This is a genomic window from Streptomyces sp. SJL17-4, from assembly GCF_036826855.1.
In the GTDB taxonomy this organism is placed as follows: domain Bacteria; phylum Actinomycetota; class Actinomycetes; order Streptomycetales; family Streptomycetaceae; genus Streptomyces.
In genome coordinates, this window is the sequence record NZ_CP104578.1 from 4,563,774 (window position 1) to 4,581,271 (window position 17,498).

Annotated in this window: 16 protein-coding genes; 4 read left to right on the top strand and 12 right to left on the bottom strand. The window is 71.1% G+C overall.

What is annotated here, in order from left to right; translation table 11 throughout:
* Window positions 1-237 precede the first annotated feature (237 nt).
* On the top strand, window positions 238-1,431 hold the full coding sequence (locus tag N5875_RS20495) for a M23 family metallopeptidase (RefSeq protein WP_338495300.1): 1,194 nt from the start codon (window positions 238-240) through the stop codon (window positions 1,429-1,431).
* A 362-nt stretch (window positions 1,432-1,793) separates the two neighbouring features.
* Here the strand turns inward: N5875_RS20495 and N5875_RS20500 are convergent, their stop codons facing one another.
* The 11 genes from N5875_RS20500 to N5875_RS20550 all read right to left on the bottom strand — a co-directional run bounded on the left by N5875_RS20500 (window position 1,794) and on the right by N5875_RS20550 (window position 14,783).
* Window positions 1,794-2,492 carry a response regulator transcription factor gene (locus N5875_RS20500; RefSeq protein WP_338495302.1) on the bottom strand — a complete coding sequence of 233 codons (699 nt, stop codon included), beginning with the start codon at window positions 2,490-2,492 and terminating at the stop codon, window positions 1,794-1,796.
* Between the two features lie 20 nt (window positions 2,493-2,512).
* Window positions 2,513-3,682, bottom strand: a complete 1,170-nt coding sequence (locus N5875_RS20505; RefSeq protein WP_338495304.1) for a sensor histidine kinase — start codon at window positions 3,680-3,682, stop codon at window positions 2,513-2,515.
* Window positions 3,683-3,699: 17 nt separating this feature from the next.
* A complete protein-coding gene (locus tag N5875_RS20510) occupies window positions 3,700-4,488 on the bottom strand; it encodes a hypothetical protein (protein WP_338495306.1) in 789 nt (262 codons plus the stop codon).
* A gap of 254 nt (window positions 4,489-4,742) precedes the next feature.
* The gene (locus N5875_RS20515; protein WP_338495308.1) at window positions 4,743-7,367 is read right to left on the bottom strand and encodes an RICIN domain-containing protein; all 2,625 of its coding nucleotides are present in this window, start codon (window positions 7,365-7,367) and stop codon (window positions 4,743-4,745) included.
* A gap of 40 nt (window positions 7,368-7,407) precedes the next feature.
* A complete protein-coding gene (locus N5875_RS20520; RefSeq protein ID WP_338495310.1) occupies window positions 7,408-9,792 on the bottom strand; it encodes a non-reducing end alpha-L-arabinofuranosidase family hydrolase in 2,385 nt (794 codons plus the stop codon).
* Between the two features lie 324 nt (window positions 9,793-10,116).
* Complete coding sequence (locus N5875_RS20525) at window positions 10,117-11,682, bottom strand: sigma-70 family RNA polymerase sigma factor (protein WP_338495312.1); 1,566 nt, start codon at window positions 11,680-11,682, stop codon at window positions 10,117-10,119.
* Window positions 11,683-11,852: 170 nt separating this feature from the next.
* Complete coding sequence (locus N5875_RS20530) at window positions 11,853-13,049, bottom strand: PP2C family protein-serine/threonine phosphatase (RefSeq protein ID WP_338495314.1); 1,197 nt, start codon at window positions 13,047-13,049, stop codon at window positions 11,853-11,855.
* Between the two features lie 234 nt (window positions 13,050-13,283).
* A complete protein-coding gene (locus tag N5875_RS20535; protein WP_338495316.1) occupies window positions 13,284-13,556 on the bottom strand; it encodes a hypothetical protein in 273 nt (90 codons plus the stop codon).
* 42 nt (window positions 13,557-13,598) lie between these two features.
* Window positions 13,599-13,865, bottom strand: coding sequence for a hypothetical protein (locus N5875_RS20540; protein WP_338495318.1), 267 nt, complete (start codon window positions 13,863-13,865; stop codon window positions 13,599-13,601).
* A 113-nt stretch (window positions 13,866-13,978) separates the two neighbouring features.
* Complete coding sequence (locus tag N5875_RS20545) at window positions 13,979-14,188, bottom strand: hypothetical protein (protein WP_338495319.1); 210 nt, start codon at window positions 14,186-14,188, stop codon at window positions 13,979-13,981.
* A gap of 4 nt (window positions 14,189-14,192) precedes the next feature.
* Window positions 14,193-14,783 (bottom strand): DUF5994 family protein, encoded by a 591-nt coding sequence (locus N5875_RS20550; RefSeq protein WP_338495321.1) that lies wholly within the window; start codon window positions 14,781-14,783, stop codon window positions 14,193-14,195.
* Between the two features lie 306 nt (window positions 14,784-15,089).
* Between N5875_RS20550 and N5875_RS20555 the strand changes: the two genes are divergently transcribed.
* Genes N5875_RS20555 through N5875_RS20565 form a run of 3 tightly spaced genes read left to right on the top strand, consistent with a single transcriptional unit; the run spans window position 15,090 to window position 16,131 of the window.
* Complete coding sequence (locus N5875_RS20555; RefSeq protein WP_338495323.1) at window positions 15,090-15,581, top strand: DUF5994 family protein; 492 nt, start codon at window positions 15,090-15,092, stop codon at window positions 15,579-15,581.
* Entirely contained in the window at window positions 15,578-15,934 is a 357-nt protein-coding gene (locus tag N5875_RS20560) for a PRC-barrel domain-containing protein (protein ID WP_338495325.1), read from the top strand. The genes N5875_RS20555 and N5875_RS20560 overlap by 4 nt, the downstream gene beginning before the upstream one ends.
* A 26-nt stretch (window positions 15,935-15,960) precedes the next feature.
* The gene (locus N5875_RS20565; RefSeq protein ID WP_338495327.1) at window positions 15,961-16,131 is read left to right on the top strand and encodes a hypothetical protein; all 171 of its coding nucleotides are present in this window, start codon (window positions 15,961-15,963) and stop codon (window positions 16,129-16,131) included.
* Between the two features lie 433 nt (window positions 16,132-16,564).
* Here N5875_RS20565 and N5875_RS20570 read toward each other — a convergent pair whose 3' ends face one another.
* A complete protein-coding gene (locus tag N5875_RS20570; RefSeq protein ID WP_338495328.1) occupies window positions 16,565-17,329 on the bottom strand; it encodes an alpha/beta fold hydrolase in 765 nt (254 codons plus the stop codon).
* Window positions 17,330-17,498: the final 169 nt, after the last annotated feature.

Sequence of the window (17,498 nt, forward strand, 5' to 3'; positions counted from 1 at the left end):
TCGGTGGTCGAGGCGGCTGGACGGGTGTAGTTCGGCACCTGACTCCGGCGCCGTCCGCCCGGAACGGTGCTGCGCCGGATTACATGGGCCTGCGCCTCGGCGCGGGGCGTGCCGGTGCCCTTTCACGGCCCCGGACCTGACGACGGGAAGAGCACCATGGCAGAGCGTGAACCTCGGAACCGTACCGGCCGCAGCCCACTACGTCGCGGGCTCGCCGCCGCCGTGCTCGCAGCCGGCATGCTGACGGCTTCAACGGCAGCCGGATACGGGACCGGCGCGGCCACGCCGGCGCCCGGTCCGCAGTTCACGCCGTTGACGGCGGCCGTGATGACCGAACCGACGCCGTTCGACGCCACGGACGGCAAGACGCACCTCTCGTACGAACTGCTCACCACGAACGCACTGCCCAGCAGCTCGCGGGTGCGGCTCGACCGTGTCGAGGTCCGGGACGCCCGCACGCACCGGGTGGTGGGCTCGCTGAGCGGCCAGGCGCTGGCCCAGGCCGCCAATCCGGTGGGTGACCCCCTGCCGGGTGCGGACGGGTCCACCCCGCCGCCCCCGGCGCCGACGCCGACCGTCATCCCGGGCTCCCAGCAGTGGGTGATCTGGCTCGACCTGGCCCTCGATCGCGGCCAGCGGGTGCCCAAGGTGCTCGAACACCATCTCTCGGGTGCCGTCCTCACCGCCTCCGGCTCCTCCCCGTTCGAGGAGACGGTCCAGATCACCCCGACGGGCCGCACCGCCCCGCTGAACCTGAACGCCCCGGTCCGCCCCGGCACCTGGTACTCCAGCGAGTCGTGCTGCGGCAACACCCACCACCGGCGCGGCCTCGGCCCGATCAACGGTCGCTTCTACGTACCGCAGCGCTTCGCGATCGACTGGTACCGGGTCGGCGAGCGAGGCCAGACCTGGGAAGGCGACCCCGCGCGGCTCGCCAGCTACCTGAGCTACCGGCAGCCGGTCGTCGCCGCGGCCGGCGGCAGAGTGGTGGAGGTCCAGGACGGGATCCCGGACAACGCGCCGCCCGTCACGCCGCCGGTCCCGCCGATCGAGGAGACCGTCGGCAACCACGTCACCGTGGAGGTCGCGCCGGGCCGCTATCTGCTCTACGCCCACCTGAAGCCCGGCTCGCTCAAGGTCCGGGAAGGCGACCACGTCGAACCCGGCCGGGTTCTCGGGCTGATCGGCAACAGCGGCAACTCGACCACGCCGCACCTGCACTTCCAGGTGATGACCACAGCCGAGTTCTTCCCGACCGACAGCCCGCCGTTCACCTTCCGGAAGTTCCGCGTCGTCGGCCAGGTCGAACCCCGGATCTGGGACGACAACGTGGGCCTGCAGCCGACCGGCGTCCTGCCGATCACGCCCTCACCGCACGACGGCCCTCACCATGCGCGGTACCCCCTCGACCGCGAGGTGCTCGAGTTCTGACCGGATTCCGGCCGGACCGACCGTCGGCGTGACCGACGGACCGGCTCGATCGGACAACGACAAAGCCCCAGGTCTCTGGCCTGGGGCTTTGCTCACGAGCCCCGTCGGCGCCCTCTGTTGCTCGTGCTTCCCTGCTCGTGCCGGCACGGCTGTGGGACGGACAAGACGTCGATCAGCGCGAGGCCCTGACGGTGTGGCCCAGAGCGGCGAGCGGCAGTTCACGATCACGTTCCCGCGGGGCCCCCGCTGTTCCCCGCGGTCTCCCGTCCGATCGGGCACGTGAGGGGCATGGTCAACCTTCGTCAGAGGGAGCGTCTCGATTCGTCTGCCATGACGGCATCATCCCTCCCCGGGGCTTTCCCTCAGTGTGTTCCCAGGCCGCCGCCGGAGGGCGACACGACTCCCGATTCGTACGCCGCGATCACCAGCTGGGCGCGGTCGCGGGCGGACAGTTTGGACAGCAGGCGGCCGATGTGGGTCTTCACCGTGCCCATGCTCAGGTGCAGGCGCGCCGTGATCTCGTCGTTCGACAGGCCCCGTGCGATCAGTTCCAGGACCTCGCGCTCCCGTTCCGTCACCCCGGTCAGTGCTGTGGGGGCGTGGCGGGAGCCGGGGGTCGGGTCGGGACGGCGGTTGAACTCCTCGATGAGACGGCGGGTCACGGACGGGGCCAGCAGGGAGTCGCCCGTGGCGACGACCCGGATGGCGGCCAGCACTTCCGCGGGCGGAGCGTCCTTGAGGAGGAAACCCGCCGCGCCGGCCCGCAGGGCGGCGTAGACGTACTCGTCGAGGTCGAACGTGGTCAGGATCAGCACCCGTACGCCGGTGGTCTCGGGGGAGCCGCGGATCAGCCGGGTCGCCTCGATCCCGTCCATGACCGGCATCCGGACGTCCATCAGGACCACGTCCGGACGGTGCAGGCGGGCGAGTTCGACAGCCTCCGCCCCGTCGCCCGCCTCTCCGACGGCGGTGAGGCCGGGTTCGTGCTCGACGAGGGTCCGGAGCGATCCGCGCAGCAGCACCTGATCGTCGACCACGAGCACCCGGGTCACGCCCGTCACACCGTCCTCCCCCGCGTCTCTCATATCGTCGTTGTCGTGCCGTCCTGCGGCAGGCGGACGGAGACCGCGAACCCTCCCTCGGGGCGCGGGCCCGCGCTGAACGTCCCGCCGTGGAACATCGCCCGCTCCCGCATGCCGACCAGGCCGTGACCCGCCGCCCGGTCCTGGCCGGAACCTCGCAGGCCGTCGTCGGTGACCTCGATGCGCACCTCGCGCAGGTCGGCCTCGACCCTCACCCGGCAGCGCGCGGGGGCCGCGTGCCTCACCGCGTTGGTGAGGGACTCCTGGACGATCCGGTGGACGGACAGGGCGAGGCCCGCGGGCAGGGCGCCGTCCGGCACCCGGACGTCCAAGTCGACCTCCATGCCTGCCTGTCGTGCCTGCTCGGCCAGCCCGCCGAGCGCGTCGATGCCGGGCGCCGGGCCCAGCGGGGCCGTTGCCGGGCCCGTGCGGAGCACACCCAGGGTGCGGCGCATCTCGGTCATGGCGGCCCGGCCGGTCTGTTCGATGACACGCAGAGCGTCCTCGGCCTCCTCCGGGCGGTGCTTGGCCACGTGCCCGGCGACCCCTGCCTTCACCACGATCAGGCCAAGGCTGTGCGACACGACGTCGTGCAACTCCCGTGCGATGCGCAACCGTTCCTCGACGACGGCGCGTTCGGCGAGGTACGCGGCGCGATCCTCCTCCCGGGCCCGGCGGGCGCGTACGGCGAAGCCCGCCGCCCAGCCGCCGCCGAGGACCAGCCAGACCATGGCGGCGACACCGACCGCCCCGCTCCAGGTCTCGGCTGGGGTGACGACGGCCTCCCCGGTGAGGACGGCGGTCGCCGCGAGGACGAGCGAGACGGCGAGCACCGGCACCGAGCGCCTCGGGGGCCGGGCGAGGGCGACCGCGTAGAGGACGAGGCCGGCCCCGGCCCACGGCTCGCGCGTGATGTCCAGGAGGACGGCGGCGGAGGCTCCGGCGAGGGCTGTCGCCGCAGCCGGTACGGGCCAGAGCCGGCGGGCCGCGACCGGGAGGCCGACCGCCGCGGCCACGAGCACGCCCGCCCACGCGGGGCCGGTGTAGGAGGGCTGCACCCCGTCGCCCGCCATCCGGGCGAAGCCGACGTACACGGCGGAGATGAGCAACGCGGTCGCCAGGTCGAGCGCGAGCAGGTCGATGCCGTGCAGCCGCCGGGGGACACGCATGGTCCGACGGTACATCGTCAACCAGCCCGCCCGATCAGGGTCATGAGAACCAGTACGACGGTGACTACGAGGGACCAGCACAGCGTGGTTGCCCGGCCGGGCGCCGGGCCGTCGCGCAGCACGGTGACGCCCAGCGGGACGAGCGCGAGACAGAGGCCCGCGACGGCCACCACCGACAGCGGCGTGGTGCCCTTGAGTACGCCGAGCGGCAGCGCGGCCGTGGCGGCCAGGGCGAGCGCTCGGACGGGACCCAGCACGCGCGCCCGCCAGGCCCCGGCAGCGAGGATCAGCCAGCCTCCCATGATCGCGACGTTGAGGGCGCTGAAGATGTGGAAGGCGCCGTACGTGTCCGCGACGAACCGGGCGGCTGCCTCCGCACCCTGCCGGTCGGCGAGTTGGAAGGCGAGGTGGTCCACGCCGGCGTGGAACGTCCGGGCGAAGAGCCCCAGCACGGCGAGGACCCCGCCCCACAGGGCAGCCCCGGGACTGCGACGGCCGATCCGCACCGCCAACACGGCGAGGCCCGGCCACAGCAGGACGGTCCCCGCCGCGAAGGCGCCGTAGGAGACCGCGACCGGGCCGGGGTGCTCCACGCGGGCGGCGAGCTGCTCCGGGAAGAAGGAGGGGTAGGGCAGCCGCAGCAGGACTCCGACCCCCAGCAGCACGGGCGCCGCCACCAGCGAGACACCGCCCACCCACCGCCCGGGAAAGGGTGCGTCGCCGTTCCACACCACGGGCAGGAGCCGGCCTTTGGCCGGAGCGGCGGCGCCGTGTCCGGCGGATGTGCTCCGTGTCGTTGTCGTCATGCCGTGAACGATGCCGCCCGTCGGTGCTCTCCGCGTCGGAGCACGGTCCGATCCCCCCGCCGCTCCCACATCGGACCGTGGTCCGACCCCCGGGACAACGACGAAGCCCCAGGCCGCCGGCCTGGGGCTTCGTTCACGAGCGGATGACGGGAATCGGGCACGGCGTGCCGTCGAGGGGGCGGGGAGGCGTCTTCCCTCAGCCATGGCGGGACCGCAGGCAGTGGTGCCTGCGGCCCCGCTCGGGTGTGCTGGGGTCAGGACGGGTCGCCGTACTGGAGACCGCGTCCGTTGGTGCCGACGTAGACACGCCCGTAGATGTCGGGGTCGCCGGTGATGACGCCGACGCCGCCGATGCTGCCCCACTGGTGGGCGTCGTCGTTGACGCGGAGCCAGGTGGCGCCCTTGTCGGTGGAGCGGAAGACGCCGGTGACGTCCTTGACGGTACCGATCAGGTACAGGGCCTGGTAGGAGGCGCCCGGCGCCGCCTTGCCGAAGCCGAGGGCGGAGGCGGACTGCACCGTCGTGAGCGTGGTGAAGGTGCGGCCTCCGTCGGTGGAGTGCAGCAGCCCCTTGTCACCGCCGGCGATCCACAGGTCCCCGGCGATGCCGGGGGCGGCCGTGAGCCGGCCGGTGGGCAGGTTGCCGGCGCGGGCGGTGAAGGTCGCGCCGCCGTCGGTGTCGGCGTAGAGCGTGCCGCCCGACAGGGAGTAGAAGGTCCTGGCCGAGGAGCGGTCGGCGACGACTGCGGCGTCGTTGCCCAGGCCGTTGACCCTCGACCAGCTCGCCCCGTTGTCGGTCGAGCGGTACGGGGCCTGACCGGCTTCGGTCCAGACGATGGTGGAGCCGTCCGCCGACAGCGCGATACGGCCGTCCCGGGCACCGGCCACAGGCTCTGCCTTGAAGCCGGTCCAGTTGCTGCCGCCGTCGGTGGAGTAGGCGCCGTCCTGCTCGCCGCCACGGCCGACGCGGACCATCATCGAGGGCTTGGACTGGGCGAAGTCGATATCGGTGCTGTTGGTCATCAACGGGTTCTTCAGCCGCCCGGAGGGCACCTTGGTCAGGGAGTCGTGCCGGAAGCCGCCCTGGTCGCCCATGGAGGTGATGACGGTGGCGCCGCCGGGAGGGGCGACCGCGTCCAGCAGCGCGGTCTCCTCAAGGCCTCGGGCACCCATGCTCCAGTGGCTGGTGCCGCCGCTGTCGGAGGCATGGGCGTCCTTGCTGCGCAGGATGCCGTTGCCGGTGCCGTACAGCACGTGCCCGGAGTCGAAGGGATCGATGGCCAGGGCGGTCATCCAGTGCCCGGTGTGCGTGCCGACGTAAGGAGCGCCGGAGGCGTCCCGCGCCGACTTGCCGGCCAGCGCCTTCCAGGTCGTACCGCCGTCGGTGGTCCGGTAGATCTCGTCCTCGGGCCACCAGCGGCCGAGGGTGGTGACCATGACCGTGGACGGCTTGCGCGGGTCGACCGCCAGACCGGAGAAGCCGTGACTTCCCTGGGACGGGGAGATGTTCTTCCACGCCCCGCTGCCCGGCGTGTGCTTCCACACCGAACCCGCCGTCACGCCGTTGGGTCCGAGATTGTCGGTGTACGTCAGGTACAGCGAGCCGTCACCGGAGAGCACGCCGTGCTGCGGCAGCTGGCCGGCGGGCTGCCCGGGGACGGCCCGCCAGGTGCTGCCGCCGTCGGTGGAGCGGTACAGGGAGGTGGATCTGTCGGCGACGCCGACGTAGACCGTCTTGCTGCCGGCCGGGCCGTACGTCACGAAGGAGATGCCGCCGCCACTGCTCGCCCCGTCCTTGACGGGGAACGAGGAGACGCGGCTCCATGTGACGCCGTGGTCGGTGCTGCGCCACAGGCCGTTCTTGCGGCTGCCGAGGAGCAGGTTGGCGTTGTTCGCGGGGTCGACCACCAGCCGCTCGCCCGCCCCGCGGCCGTCCTCGTTGCCGCCCAGCTTGAAGGGCAGGTCGGTGCGCTTGAAGGTGCGGCCCTTGTCGGTGGAGCGCAGGATCGCGCCGTTGCCCGCCCAGTCGTTGGTGTAGGTGCCCGCCCCGAGGTAGAGCCGCTCGGGGTCGACGGGGTCGGTGGCCACCGAGTCGATGCCCAGCAGGTTCCAGTCCTTCTCGCCGACCCAGTCGGTCAGCGGGATCCACTGCTCGGCCGCGGGGTCCCAGCGGTAGGCGCCGCCCATGTCGGTGCGCGCGTACAGCAGGCCCTTCTCCCGCTGGTTGAACACCAGCCCGGTGACGTAACCGCCGCCCACCACCTGGGCGTTGTTCCACACGTACGGTCCGGTCCCGGCCGCCGGGGACTCGGCCGTCTTCACCAGCTTCCACTGCTGGTTGGTGCTGCCCTTGCCGGGGTACTGGATGACCACCGCGCCATTGGCCGTGGAGCCTCCGGAGACGTCCAGGACCTGGCCGCTCCTGCGGGACGTGAAGGTGACGACGTCGGAACCGCTCACCTCGTCGATCCGCCACTCCTGGGAGGCGGAGGCGCTGTCGGTCTGCTGCTCGGCGGCGGCCGCCTGGGCGGACGAACCGCCCGCTATGCCCAGCACTTTGCCGCTGTTGCGGTTCACCAGCTCGTAGTAGCCGTCCCCGGTGGGCCGCAGCTTCCACTGCTGGTTGGCGGTGTTCTGGTCGGTCCACTGCTGGATGCGGGTGCCGTCGGCGGTGGAGAAGGCGTTGACGTCCAGCGCCTTGCCGCTGCGTACGGAGACCAGCCGGTAGTAGGCATTGCCGTCGACCGTCGCGGCCTGCGAGTCGTCCTGCACGAACAGGAGATACGGCACGACGAGGGCGGGCGCTCCGAGCAGCAGTCCGGTCGCGGTCCAGCGACGGCGGTGACGCCCGCGGCGCCCACGGTTCGTGGGGTTCTTCATGGGGGGTGTTTCTCCTTGCGTATGACCGTGGATCGGGCAGTCAGCGCTGCAGGGTGAGGACACCCGGCCGGTACGGCAGTCGGTCGTAGGGACCGCCCGCGGTGGGGGATTTGCCCTGGTAGAGGAACTGCAGGTTGCAGGGGTCGATGGTCATGGTCTGGTCGGGATTGTTGCGAACCAGGTCACCGTGGCTGATGTCGTTGGTCCAGGTGGCACCGCTGTTCGCCTTGCCCGCGAAGGGGCTGCTCTCGCTGCCGGCCTGCGGGGTCCACGAACCGCTGAGGCTGGAGGCCGTGAACGAGCGGAAGTAGCGCCCCTGCGCGCCCTTCGCCTCGACGATCATGAGGTACTGCTGCCGGCCCTGGACCTTGTAGACCTGGGGGGCCTCGAACAGCCTGGCTTCCGTGTCGCTCATGACCGTCGTGTACGACGAGCCGAAGTTGCCCGGGAAGTTCCCGATCGGCATGCTCGCCCGGTAGATCCTGCCGTTGTCACCGGCGAAGAACAGGTACATGTTCTGGTCGTCGGCGATCAGGGTCTGGTCGATCGGGCCGGTGGGGGAGTCGGTGCGGGGGATGCTGCCGGTGAACAGCGGCTGCGGGGCGGACCAGCCGTCGGGGTCGGTGGGGTCGCTCGACGTGCGGTAGATGAAGGGCCACTGGCCCCACTGGTACGCGAGGAGCCAGATCTTCTTGGGCGCGAAGTAGAACAGCGTGGGCGCGACCGCGGGCCGGCTCATCGCCTTCTGTCCGGCGGACGCCATGTCCGACCAGTTGGTGAAGGGGCTGAACGTCATCGAGCCGTACGTCGAGCCGTTGAAGTTCGACCCGTAGACCAGGTGCTTGCCGCCCAGCACCACGTGGGTGAAGTCCTTCAGCGAGGCCCACCCGTTCGCAGGCTGCGCCAGGGCACCCGTCGAATTCCACTTGTACGTCGACGGAAGCGCGCACGTGCCGCCGCCCGATCCGGACGGGGCGGTCCACTTCTGGTTGCCGACGCCCCCACAGGCGTGCAGCTGGAGCTTGGTGCCGTTGGCGGTGGCCGCGCCGACGGCGTCGAGGCACAGCCCGGACTGGACGCCGGTGATCGTGCCGTTGGTGTGGATGTTCCACTGCTGGTTGGTGCCGCCGTTGCAGTCCCAGATGACCACCGCGGTGCCGTTGGTGGTGCCCTTGCTCTTGGCGTCCAGGCACTTGTCGCCGTGGATCTTCAGCTGCTTGCCGGCGGTGTGGGTCCAGCGCTGGTTGGCCTGGCCACTGCAGTCCCACAGCTGCGCCTGGGTGCCGTTGGCGGTGGTGGAGGCGGGGATGTCGATACAGCGGCCGGAGGCCACGCCCTTGATCTCCCCCGTACCGGTACCCGTACCCGTACCCGTACCGTCGGCCGGCTTGCTCGGGGTGGTACCCGGGCCGGAGCTGAGGGCACTCATGACGGCGGTGTACGCGGGCTTGGGCTTGCCGTTGTTGTCGAACAGGAGCGGGCGTTCGCCGCTGCGCCAGGAGTCGCTGTCACGAACGCCCCACACCGTGATGCCGGTGCAACGGGCCACGGACAGGCAGGCCTTGACCGCGCCGGCGTAGTGGGTGGGCGATGCCTGGGCGATGTCCAGCTCGGTGATCTGGACGTCGACGCCCAGGGCGGCGAAGTTGGCCAGGGTGGTCCTGAAGCTCGCCGGCGGGCCGCCCGCTCCGAAGTGGCTCTGGAGCCCTACGCAGTCGATGGGGACGCCGCGGGCCTTGAAGTCCTTGACCATTCTGTAGACGCCCTGGGTCTTGGCGTCCGACCAGTTCTCGATGTTGTAGTCGTTGTAACAGAGCTTGGCCGAGGAGTCGGCCGCACGGGCGGTGCGGAACGCCTCCTCGATGAAGCCGTTGCCCAGGACCTTCTGGAACACCGAGCTGCGGAGTTGGCCGCCGGGGCCGTCGGCGAACGCCTCGTTGACCACGTCCCACGCGTAGATCTTGCCCTTGAAGTGGGTCATCGTGGTGGTGATGTGACGGTTCATCACGCCGCGGAGCGTGTTCGCGTCTCCGATCGAGCCGACCCAGGCGGGGAGCTGCGAGTGCCAGACCGCGGTGTGGCCGCGCACGCGCTGTCCGTTCGCCTTCGCACGGTCGACGATCCGGTCGGCGGGGCCGAAGGTGAAGGTGCCGCGGGACGGCTCGACGGCGTCCCACTTCATCTCGTTCTCCGGGGTGATCATGTTGAACTCCCGGTCGGCGATCGCGGTGTACGCCGAGTCGCCGAGCCTGCCGGCGGCCACAGCGGTGCCGAAGTACCTGCCCGAGGGGGCCGCCTGCGTACCCAGGCTCGCGGCTCCGGCGGAGCTGGGGAGGAGCGTCACGACTCCGGCCACCACCGCTGCGGCCGACAGTCCTGCCGTCACTGTTCGGCGACGCCGGCTGAGCCGGTGCAGGCCCTTCATGATTCTCCTCGGGGGTCGCGGGTCACCCTGGGTGCCGTGATCGTGGGGCCGTGTCGCGTCATGGGAGGGGCTTTCTTCCGGGGATGCGTCCAAGGGGGATATCGGGGAACCCGCCACGCCTGCCCGTCTTGGTGAGCGGCGGGAAGAGCACCCCATGCATGGGAGGCTTCCGCGCTCGCGGTCTCGTAACGGAAAAGTCGCGCCGTCCGGACGATTGCTCAGTGATGCATCTCGCGGGCAGAAAGCGTTATGCCGAGCCCCGTGGTCCGGTCGTCGCTGGGAATGGGCGCACCGCCCTGATCACCGGTGAAGGTGGAGCGGTTCTCAGGCCCCGGGCCTGCGCAGGATGAAGGAAGCCTGGCCGGCGAAGGTCCGAGTGCCGTCGGAGCCATCGAGCCAGACGCCGCCGTCGCGGTGGCGGATGACCGATCCCGGATAGTTGTGCGCGTGCAGGGTCACCGACCCGGCGACCGCCCCCGGCCGCGGACAGAAGGTGGCGTCTTCACGGAACAGGTCGCTGCCGTCGTCGCTGCTCAGCCGCAGCCGCAGGTAACGGTGGCGGAGGTACCGGCCGTCCGCGGCGCGGAAGGTGACGCACCGTGTGTCGGCCAGCCCCCCGACGACCGTGAACGTGGCCGGCTCTCGGCCGAGCGTCGCGAAGTCGCCGGCGTACGTGAGGTACAGGGCGGGCTGGTCCACGGACTCCAGCGACTGTGCGCCCAGCGGAACAGTGCCCGCGGAGGCGGACGGACGCACCGGGGACGGTTCGGCCGAGGTGGTGGTGCGCGACGGGATCGGCGTGGGAGTGCTGACCGTGGGGTTGCCGACCGTGGGCGCGGCGATGACGCCGGGCTGCCGATGCGCCGGTTCGGGCCAGGTCGCGTAGGTGGCGGTCCCGGCGATGAGCACCGCGCCGGTGGCGAGGCTCACCAGCGGATGAGCGGTCACCGCGCTGAGTTTGCCGATCAGCGCACTGTGGAGACCGCCTCCCGCCGTCGCCGTCGCCGTCGCCGTCGCCGTCGCCGTCGCCGTGCCGACGACGGCGTGTGCCGTGGCCAGCCCGGCGGCGCTCGCGGCCGTACCCGACAGCAGGCCCTTGGCGGCCAGCGCGGCGACGAGCCCGGCAGGGACGGCCAGCGGCGCGAGGCTGAGGAGCAGGAGTTCGGCCGGAACCCGTTCTGTCGTCGTCGCCATGCACACCGGGCAGCCGCGGGTGTGCCGCGCGATCCGCTTGCGCCACACCGATGCGGGGAGACCGTCCCAGCCGGCGACGGTCTCGTTCAGCTGCGGACAGCGCGGGTCGGCCTCCAGCGCGGCGACGATCGCCCGGCTCAGTTCCAACTGCTCGCGCATGCGTTGCAGGCGTACTCCGACGTGGGCGACGGTGAGTCCCGTCGCGGCGGCGATGTCGTCACGGCTCAGCGAGCCGGCGCGTTCTTGCCACCACAGCGACAGCAGCGCCCGTTGGTCCTCGTCGAGCCACCGGCCGGCTTCGACGGCCTGCCGGCGCTCGTCCGACAGATGCAGACGCAGGATCGTGACGTCCTCGGGTTCGGCCCCGGCGTCCGGTATCTGGCGTGCCTCGTCGATGACCGTGGTCCGGTCGGAGAAGGTGCGTTGCCGGTGCCAGTGGGTATTGATCTGGCGGAGCGTGATCGACACCAGCCAGGACCGGAAGCTCTCCGGGGCACGCAGGGCAGGCAGGTCGCGCACCACGCGCAGCAGGGTCTCCTGGACGACGTCGTCGGCGTCGGCGTGTCCGCTCAGCGCTCGCCCGACGATGTTGTAGACCAACGGCAGGTACGCGGCGATCAGCTCCTCGCGCGCCCGATCGTCACCGGCCTGCGCCGCGACGACCAGCCCCGCGTGGTCCGCGTCCATGAGCCCCATCCCCACCTCCCTCAGGGGAGCGATCTTCCCTCAGGGAAGCGATCCGCCGAGTACGGCGCCTCACCTTAGCGTCGGCAAGGTATGCGGCCAAAGCCTGAGCCGTGGGCCGACGGACCGGCCCGTGCCGACCTTGGAGGGCCCGGTACCACGCGTTGTGGCACGACGGCGGATCAGCCACGCCACTCGACCAGGACGAGAGTGGCGTCGTCCGAGGTGGCTTCGCCGCGTGCTCGCTTGAGCGTATGGGACAGGTCCCGTGCCACCGCGCGAACGCCTCGGTCCGCCTTCTCCAGCTGGTTCACCCAGTCGATGAGCTGGTCCTCGCCGAACTGCTCCTGCCCGCTCTCGTGCTCCTCGATCAGGCCGTCGGTGAAGCAGAGGACGCGGTCCCCCGGTTCGAGCATCACGCTGCTGACCTGTGGCTGGGCTCCTCCGAAGCCGACGGGGAGGGTGGTGGGGCTGTCCAGGCGGCCCATGACACGGTGCTCGCGGATCAGGACGGGGGCAGGGTGTCCCGCGTTGACCCACTGGAGACGGCCGGTGGTCGTGTCCAGCCGCATCATCTGTGCGGTGACGAAGTGGTCGGGGGCGAACTGCTCGGCCACCGCCCGGTCCATGAAGAGGTAGATCTCGGACAGCTCGATGCTGATGCGGCGGGCGTGCCGGTAGGCGCCGATGGCGACGGTGGCCAGGGTGGCCGCGTTCAGGCCGTGGCCCATGGCGTCGATCACGGCGAGGTGGAAGGTGTCGCCGTTCAGGGCGTAGTCGAAGCTGTCGCCCGCGATGTCGTAGGCGGGTTCGAGGACTCCGGCGACGGCGACGCGCGGCATGGTCATGGTCAGCGGCGGCAGGAGCGACCACTGGATCTCCGCGGCGACGCTCATCGGCTCGCTGCGGCGGGTGCGGAAGAAGAGGTCGGTGTGGTTGTTCTTGGTCTGCAGCAGGTCGGCGGCCAACCCCGCGATCCTGCGCAGGATGCGGCGGTCGTCGTCGTCGACCGCGTCCAGGGTGACGGCCAGGACGGCTTGGTCGCCGCCGTCGAGCAGCGGTAGGTGGACGCGTACCCCATCGGCCAGCGCCAGCTCGACCGGGCGAGACGTGAGGAAACACCTGCCGGCCTCCGAGTCGTCGATGGAGAGGGGCTCGCCGCCCGTCAGCCCTTCGGCGAGCAGGGGCACCAGCCTCTGCTGCCCGTAGTCCTGAAGCAGGATCTGCGGATCCCTGCCCCCCAACCGGCCCACTGTCTCGGCGATGACCAGCCCGATCCGGTCGGGCGGCAGCTCGTGCGCCCGGTCCAGGACCGCGCCCAGGAGTCCCTCTCCGAAGCTCTCCGAGCGATCGGGTTTCCCGAGCCGTCCGAGGGTCATCCCGTTGCCTCCAACCGAGCGGCGATGACCTCGCCCGGTCCTGCCGTACGGGGCGGGTGCCGCGGCCGCGCGGCGACTGGGTACCGGAGCGGCCCGTACCAGAGATGTGGCCTTCAGGATGCTCCTCGGCGGCAGGTCACGCCACATGGCCACCATGTGGGGACACCGGTTGCAGGTGGCCGGGCCTCCCTCTCCGGGCCCTTTCGAGCCCGGCAGGTCCGGAGGCGGACCGGCTCAGCCGCCCTCTTCCTCCTCCGCTTCCATGAGGCGGATGCCCTGGTGGGTGAGCGAGACCATCGCGGGTGTGTTTCCCGGCTCCCAGTCGACGGTGACCAGTCCCTCGCCCGCGAGGTAGGAGCAGGCGGCGGCGAGATCCTGCTCCGGGATGCGCAGGTCGTGGTTGAGCGCGGCTCCGGTGATGCCGAGCAGGCGGTTTCCTTCGGCGGCCGCGTAGAGCGCCTGGAGGATCTGTCGGCGGTACCGCTGCCGCTCGTGGAGTGTCGCCATGGCCGCGTGGTCCTGTCGTGGTGTGGTGCCGTTCGTGGCCGGTCAGCGTTCCTCGGGGTGGGGGCCGGTGCCGGTGGGTGGTCTGCTGGTGGCGAGCCAGGTGCGGGCGGGTCCGGCGGTGGTCTCGGTGTCGACGGTGAGGTGGAGCCGTGTGCCGCCGCCCGGCACGGGGTAGCTGCGCTGTTCCGTCCCGGCGAAGCACCGGCGGATCACTTCGGCGACCGCGCGGGCGGCCTCGGGGGTGGCGGAGACGATACGGATCTCGGCGTGTTCGGCCTGCGGCAGTGGTTCGTTCTCGGTGGGGTGCAAGACGGGCGTGCTCCGTTCGGGACAGAAGCGAGAGGCCGGCGGGTGGGTTGTCCCGGGTGTCGGGTGCCCCACCCGCGGCCTTCGGCCGGAGGAGTGGTCTGAGGTCGGGCAGGTCACGGCCAGGTGCCTGTAGGCCGCCGATCGGCGATCCGTTCGGGCGCCCCGGGGTTGTTGTGACCGGGGGGACGGCTGAGGGAGGGGTAGGGGTCGCTGAAGTGGTGGGCCGCTATGCGCGCGTCGTGCTGGGCGTTGAGCCGGTGGATCAGGCGTGTGCCGAGCGCGATCAGAAGTGCGGCTGCCAGGAGCGTGATCACGGTCTCCATGTCCTCACCTCCCGGTGTGTCCCGGCAGCGGGATCATCCGCGCGCCGACGACGGGGTGCGCCGCTGGGTGCGACCGGGGCGCCGGGTCGGCCCCGCCGTCGGTCTCCCAGGCGTCTTCGCTGCTCCGTGCCTCCCGCATACGGCGGCTGGTCGCGGCCTCGCCGGACATCAGCGAGCCCGCGGTGAGAACGCTGCCGGGGAGCGCGGCGGCAGTCATCAGCCGGGCCGCGGAGGCGGGTTCGGTCTCGGGCGGAATGACGAGCAGGTCGCAGCGGCCGGTCGTGTAGGACAGCAGGATGACCTTGTCCGGGTCCTGCTCGGTGAACCAGCCCACGTGCAGGACGTGGCCGGTGGCGGCGACCTTGTGCGGGACGACGGGCCAGTGGCCGGGGTTCACCAGGACACGGGTGATGCGGCCCGAGCGTCCTTCGAGGGCGTCGGCCAGCGCCGGCAACTCGGCTGCCAGGTCGCGGGAACGGGGCCACCAGGCGCCGTCGAGCCGACCGGCAAGGGTGGTCTTCGGGGTGAGCGACAAGCGGGCCGGAAGTCCTGGGGAGAGGGCGCGGTTCGCTGTCCTGTCGAGGGTGGTGGTCATGGCGGACCTGCCCCCGGGCCGCCCGTCGGCAGCCCGGTTGTTCGTTTTCCCCGGAAATGACACCTGCGTGAAAGCTGGTGCTCGAAGTACTTCCGGTACTTCCAGCGTACGTCCGAACAGTCCGTTCACGGCCCGATACGGGGAGGGACTTCCGGTTCGTACGAAAGAGTGTGCGGCGACGGGCGGACCTGCGGGAGCCGGAGTTACCGTGAGATGACGGCACGGTCGCCCCGCCGGCGGCCTGTCGCCCCGTGGGCGCGGCCGTGACGGGCCGCGGCACTTCACCCGTAGACGAGCGGATCCACCATGGCCGACTCCGACATCCCGCCCCCCTTGCTCCTGCCGGACGAGATCCACCAGGCGGTGCGCCCCGGTACGGCTCTGCTCCGGCTGGAGACGACGCACTCCCGGCAGGGCGTCCTCGACGGGGCGTGGTGGCCGCGCACCCGAGACGTGGAGCAGGAGGTTCCCGCGCTGGTGGGAGCCCTGACCGAACACCTCGGACCCATCACCCGGGTCGGCCTGGACGCCACCGCGTGGGACGCGATCCCGCCCCGGCTGATCATCGGCGACCAGGTCGTGCACCTCGACTCCTTCCCCGTCGGCGACGACACCGTCCTGATCACCCGAGGCGACAAGGACCACTTCGCACTGATGGTGGTGCCGCCGGACACGGAACCCGACGCCGCCCGCACGGCCATGGCCCGTGCGGTCCGCGCGGACAACATCACGCAGGCCACCGAGCTCCTCGTCGCCGCACTTCCCCCACCGACGACCGAACAGGGAGGAGAGACATGATCCAGACGGCGGACATCCGCGAGTGGCGCAACCAGGCCGTGGTGGACCCCGGCGGCCACAAGATAGGCGAACTGGAATCCGTCTACGTCGACACCAGCACCGACGAACCGGCCATGGCCACGGTCCGCGTCGGCCTGCCCACCCGGCACCGCCTGGTGTTCGTCCCCCTGGAAGGGGCGACGGTGGGGCCGGGGTACGTGCGGGTCGCCCACGACAGGAAACTGGTGAAACAGAGCCCCTCCATCGGCCCGGACGACGTCCTGCCCTTCGAGGACGAGGAAGCCGTCTTCCGCCACTACGGCCTCACCTACGAACCCGGTACGAACGACGAACGGCAACTCGCCAGACGCTGAGCCCCCGACCGCCGGGAGGTGGCCCCATGACACTCTTCCTCGCCCTGATCATCATCGCGATCATCCTGGGCCTCATCGGCGCCGTCGCCGACGGACTCCTCTTCCTGCTGTTCATCGGCATCGCGGTACTCGTGGCAGCCTTGCTCTACATGGCCATGCGCACCCGCCGCTCAGCCCGCCACCGCCCGCTCCGGTGACCTCGGGACCTGGTCAGGTCCAGCCCCGATGCCAGCGGTTGCCGCGACCAGCCCGCTGCCGACGTACCGTGCCCATCTCTTGGCCTCGGGGCCCTGGACGCCGTCGTCCCGGAGGGGACCGATCCGCTGGCTGTGAGGACGCTGATGCTCGGCGATGCCTACCGCACACCGGTCACGGTCACCTCTGCCGCGCTCGAAGAGGCCCTGCGGACGCTGGGGTGCGACGCGGGCCTCATGGCGGCGGTCGTCACAACGGCCCCAGCGCATTCACTCCGCCGAGGCCGCCCTTCCGGATCGTCACACGTGAGCGTGCTCGATCCATGTCCCATTGTACGACCGCGGGCCTGACAGGTCGGGAGGGAGAGCTCGACAGGTCTTGCGTTCGCGCAGTGTGACGGTGCCACCGCCGACCCGACAGCCCGATCCTGAACCCTCAGCGGCCGAGGTATCGCTCGATGGCCGCGGCGGCGGCCTCGGGGGACTCCTCCGGTGCGTAGTGTCCCGTGTCCGGGAGCACCTCCAGCTGAGCATTCGGATACCACTGGATCCAGGTCGCTCGCATGGCCTCGGGCCCCAGCGCGGGGTCGTTCGCGCCGGCGAGGAGGAGGACGGGGACCGGGTTGTCCTTCACCCGCTCGTGGAAGTCGACACGCGCCCAGGAGTCCAGGTACGTGCGAAAGGCCGTCGCCGAGGAACATCCCACCGAGCGGCTCACCATCCCGTCCAGCCAGGCGTCATCGCGCAGCCCGCCGGTGGTGTTGTCGATGATCGCCCTGCGGTTGCCGGGATTCTTCGCGGCCCCGGCGAACAGCTCCCACATCTCCCCTTCGAGCGGGAAGCCGGACGCAGGTACCGGCGAGATGCCGATGATCGAGCGGATGCGCTGCGGGGTCTCCAGCAGCATCAGTTGGGCCGCCTTGGCGCCCATGGAGTGGCCGATGACCGAGAAGGACTCCCAGCCCAGATGGTCGGCCACGGCCAAGGCATCCCCGGCGACCTCGTCCATCGTGAACGCGCCGTCGGCGTCGATCGCCTCGCCGTAGCCGCGGCAGTCCAGGAAGGCGTAGCTGAACGCGTCCCCGTTCAAGTGGTCACGCATCGGGTCGAAGCTCGACCTGTCGCCGAACCAGTTGTGGAGCAGGAGGGCTCGCTCGGAGCCGGTGCCCATGACGTCGTGCGGAATGACCTGTCGTGTCACAACATCCCCTGCTCATCAGGTGGTCGTGTGCTGCCGGCGGTCACCGGCGACCAAGTCTTGCGATCTCCGTCCGGCGGATGCGACGCGACGCCCCGCGATGCGGGCATTCACTGTCGAGTCGAACCTGCAGAGCGGGGAAAGGAGGTGCGCAGTCGCTTCCGGCGCGCCT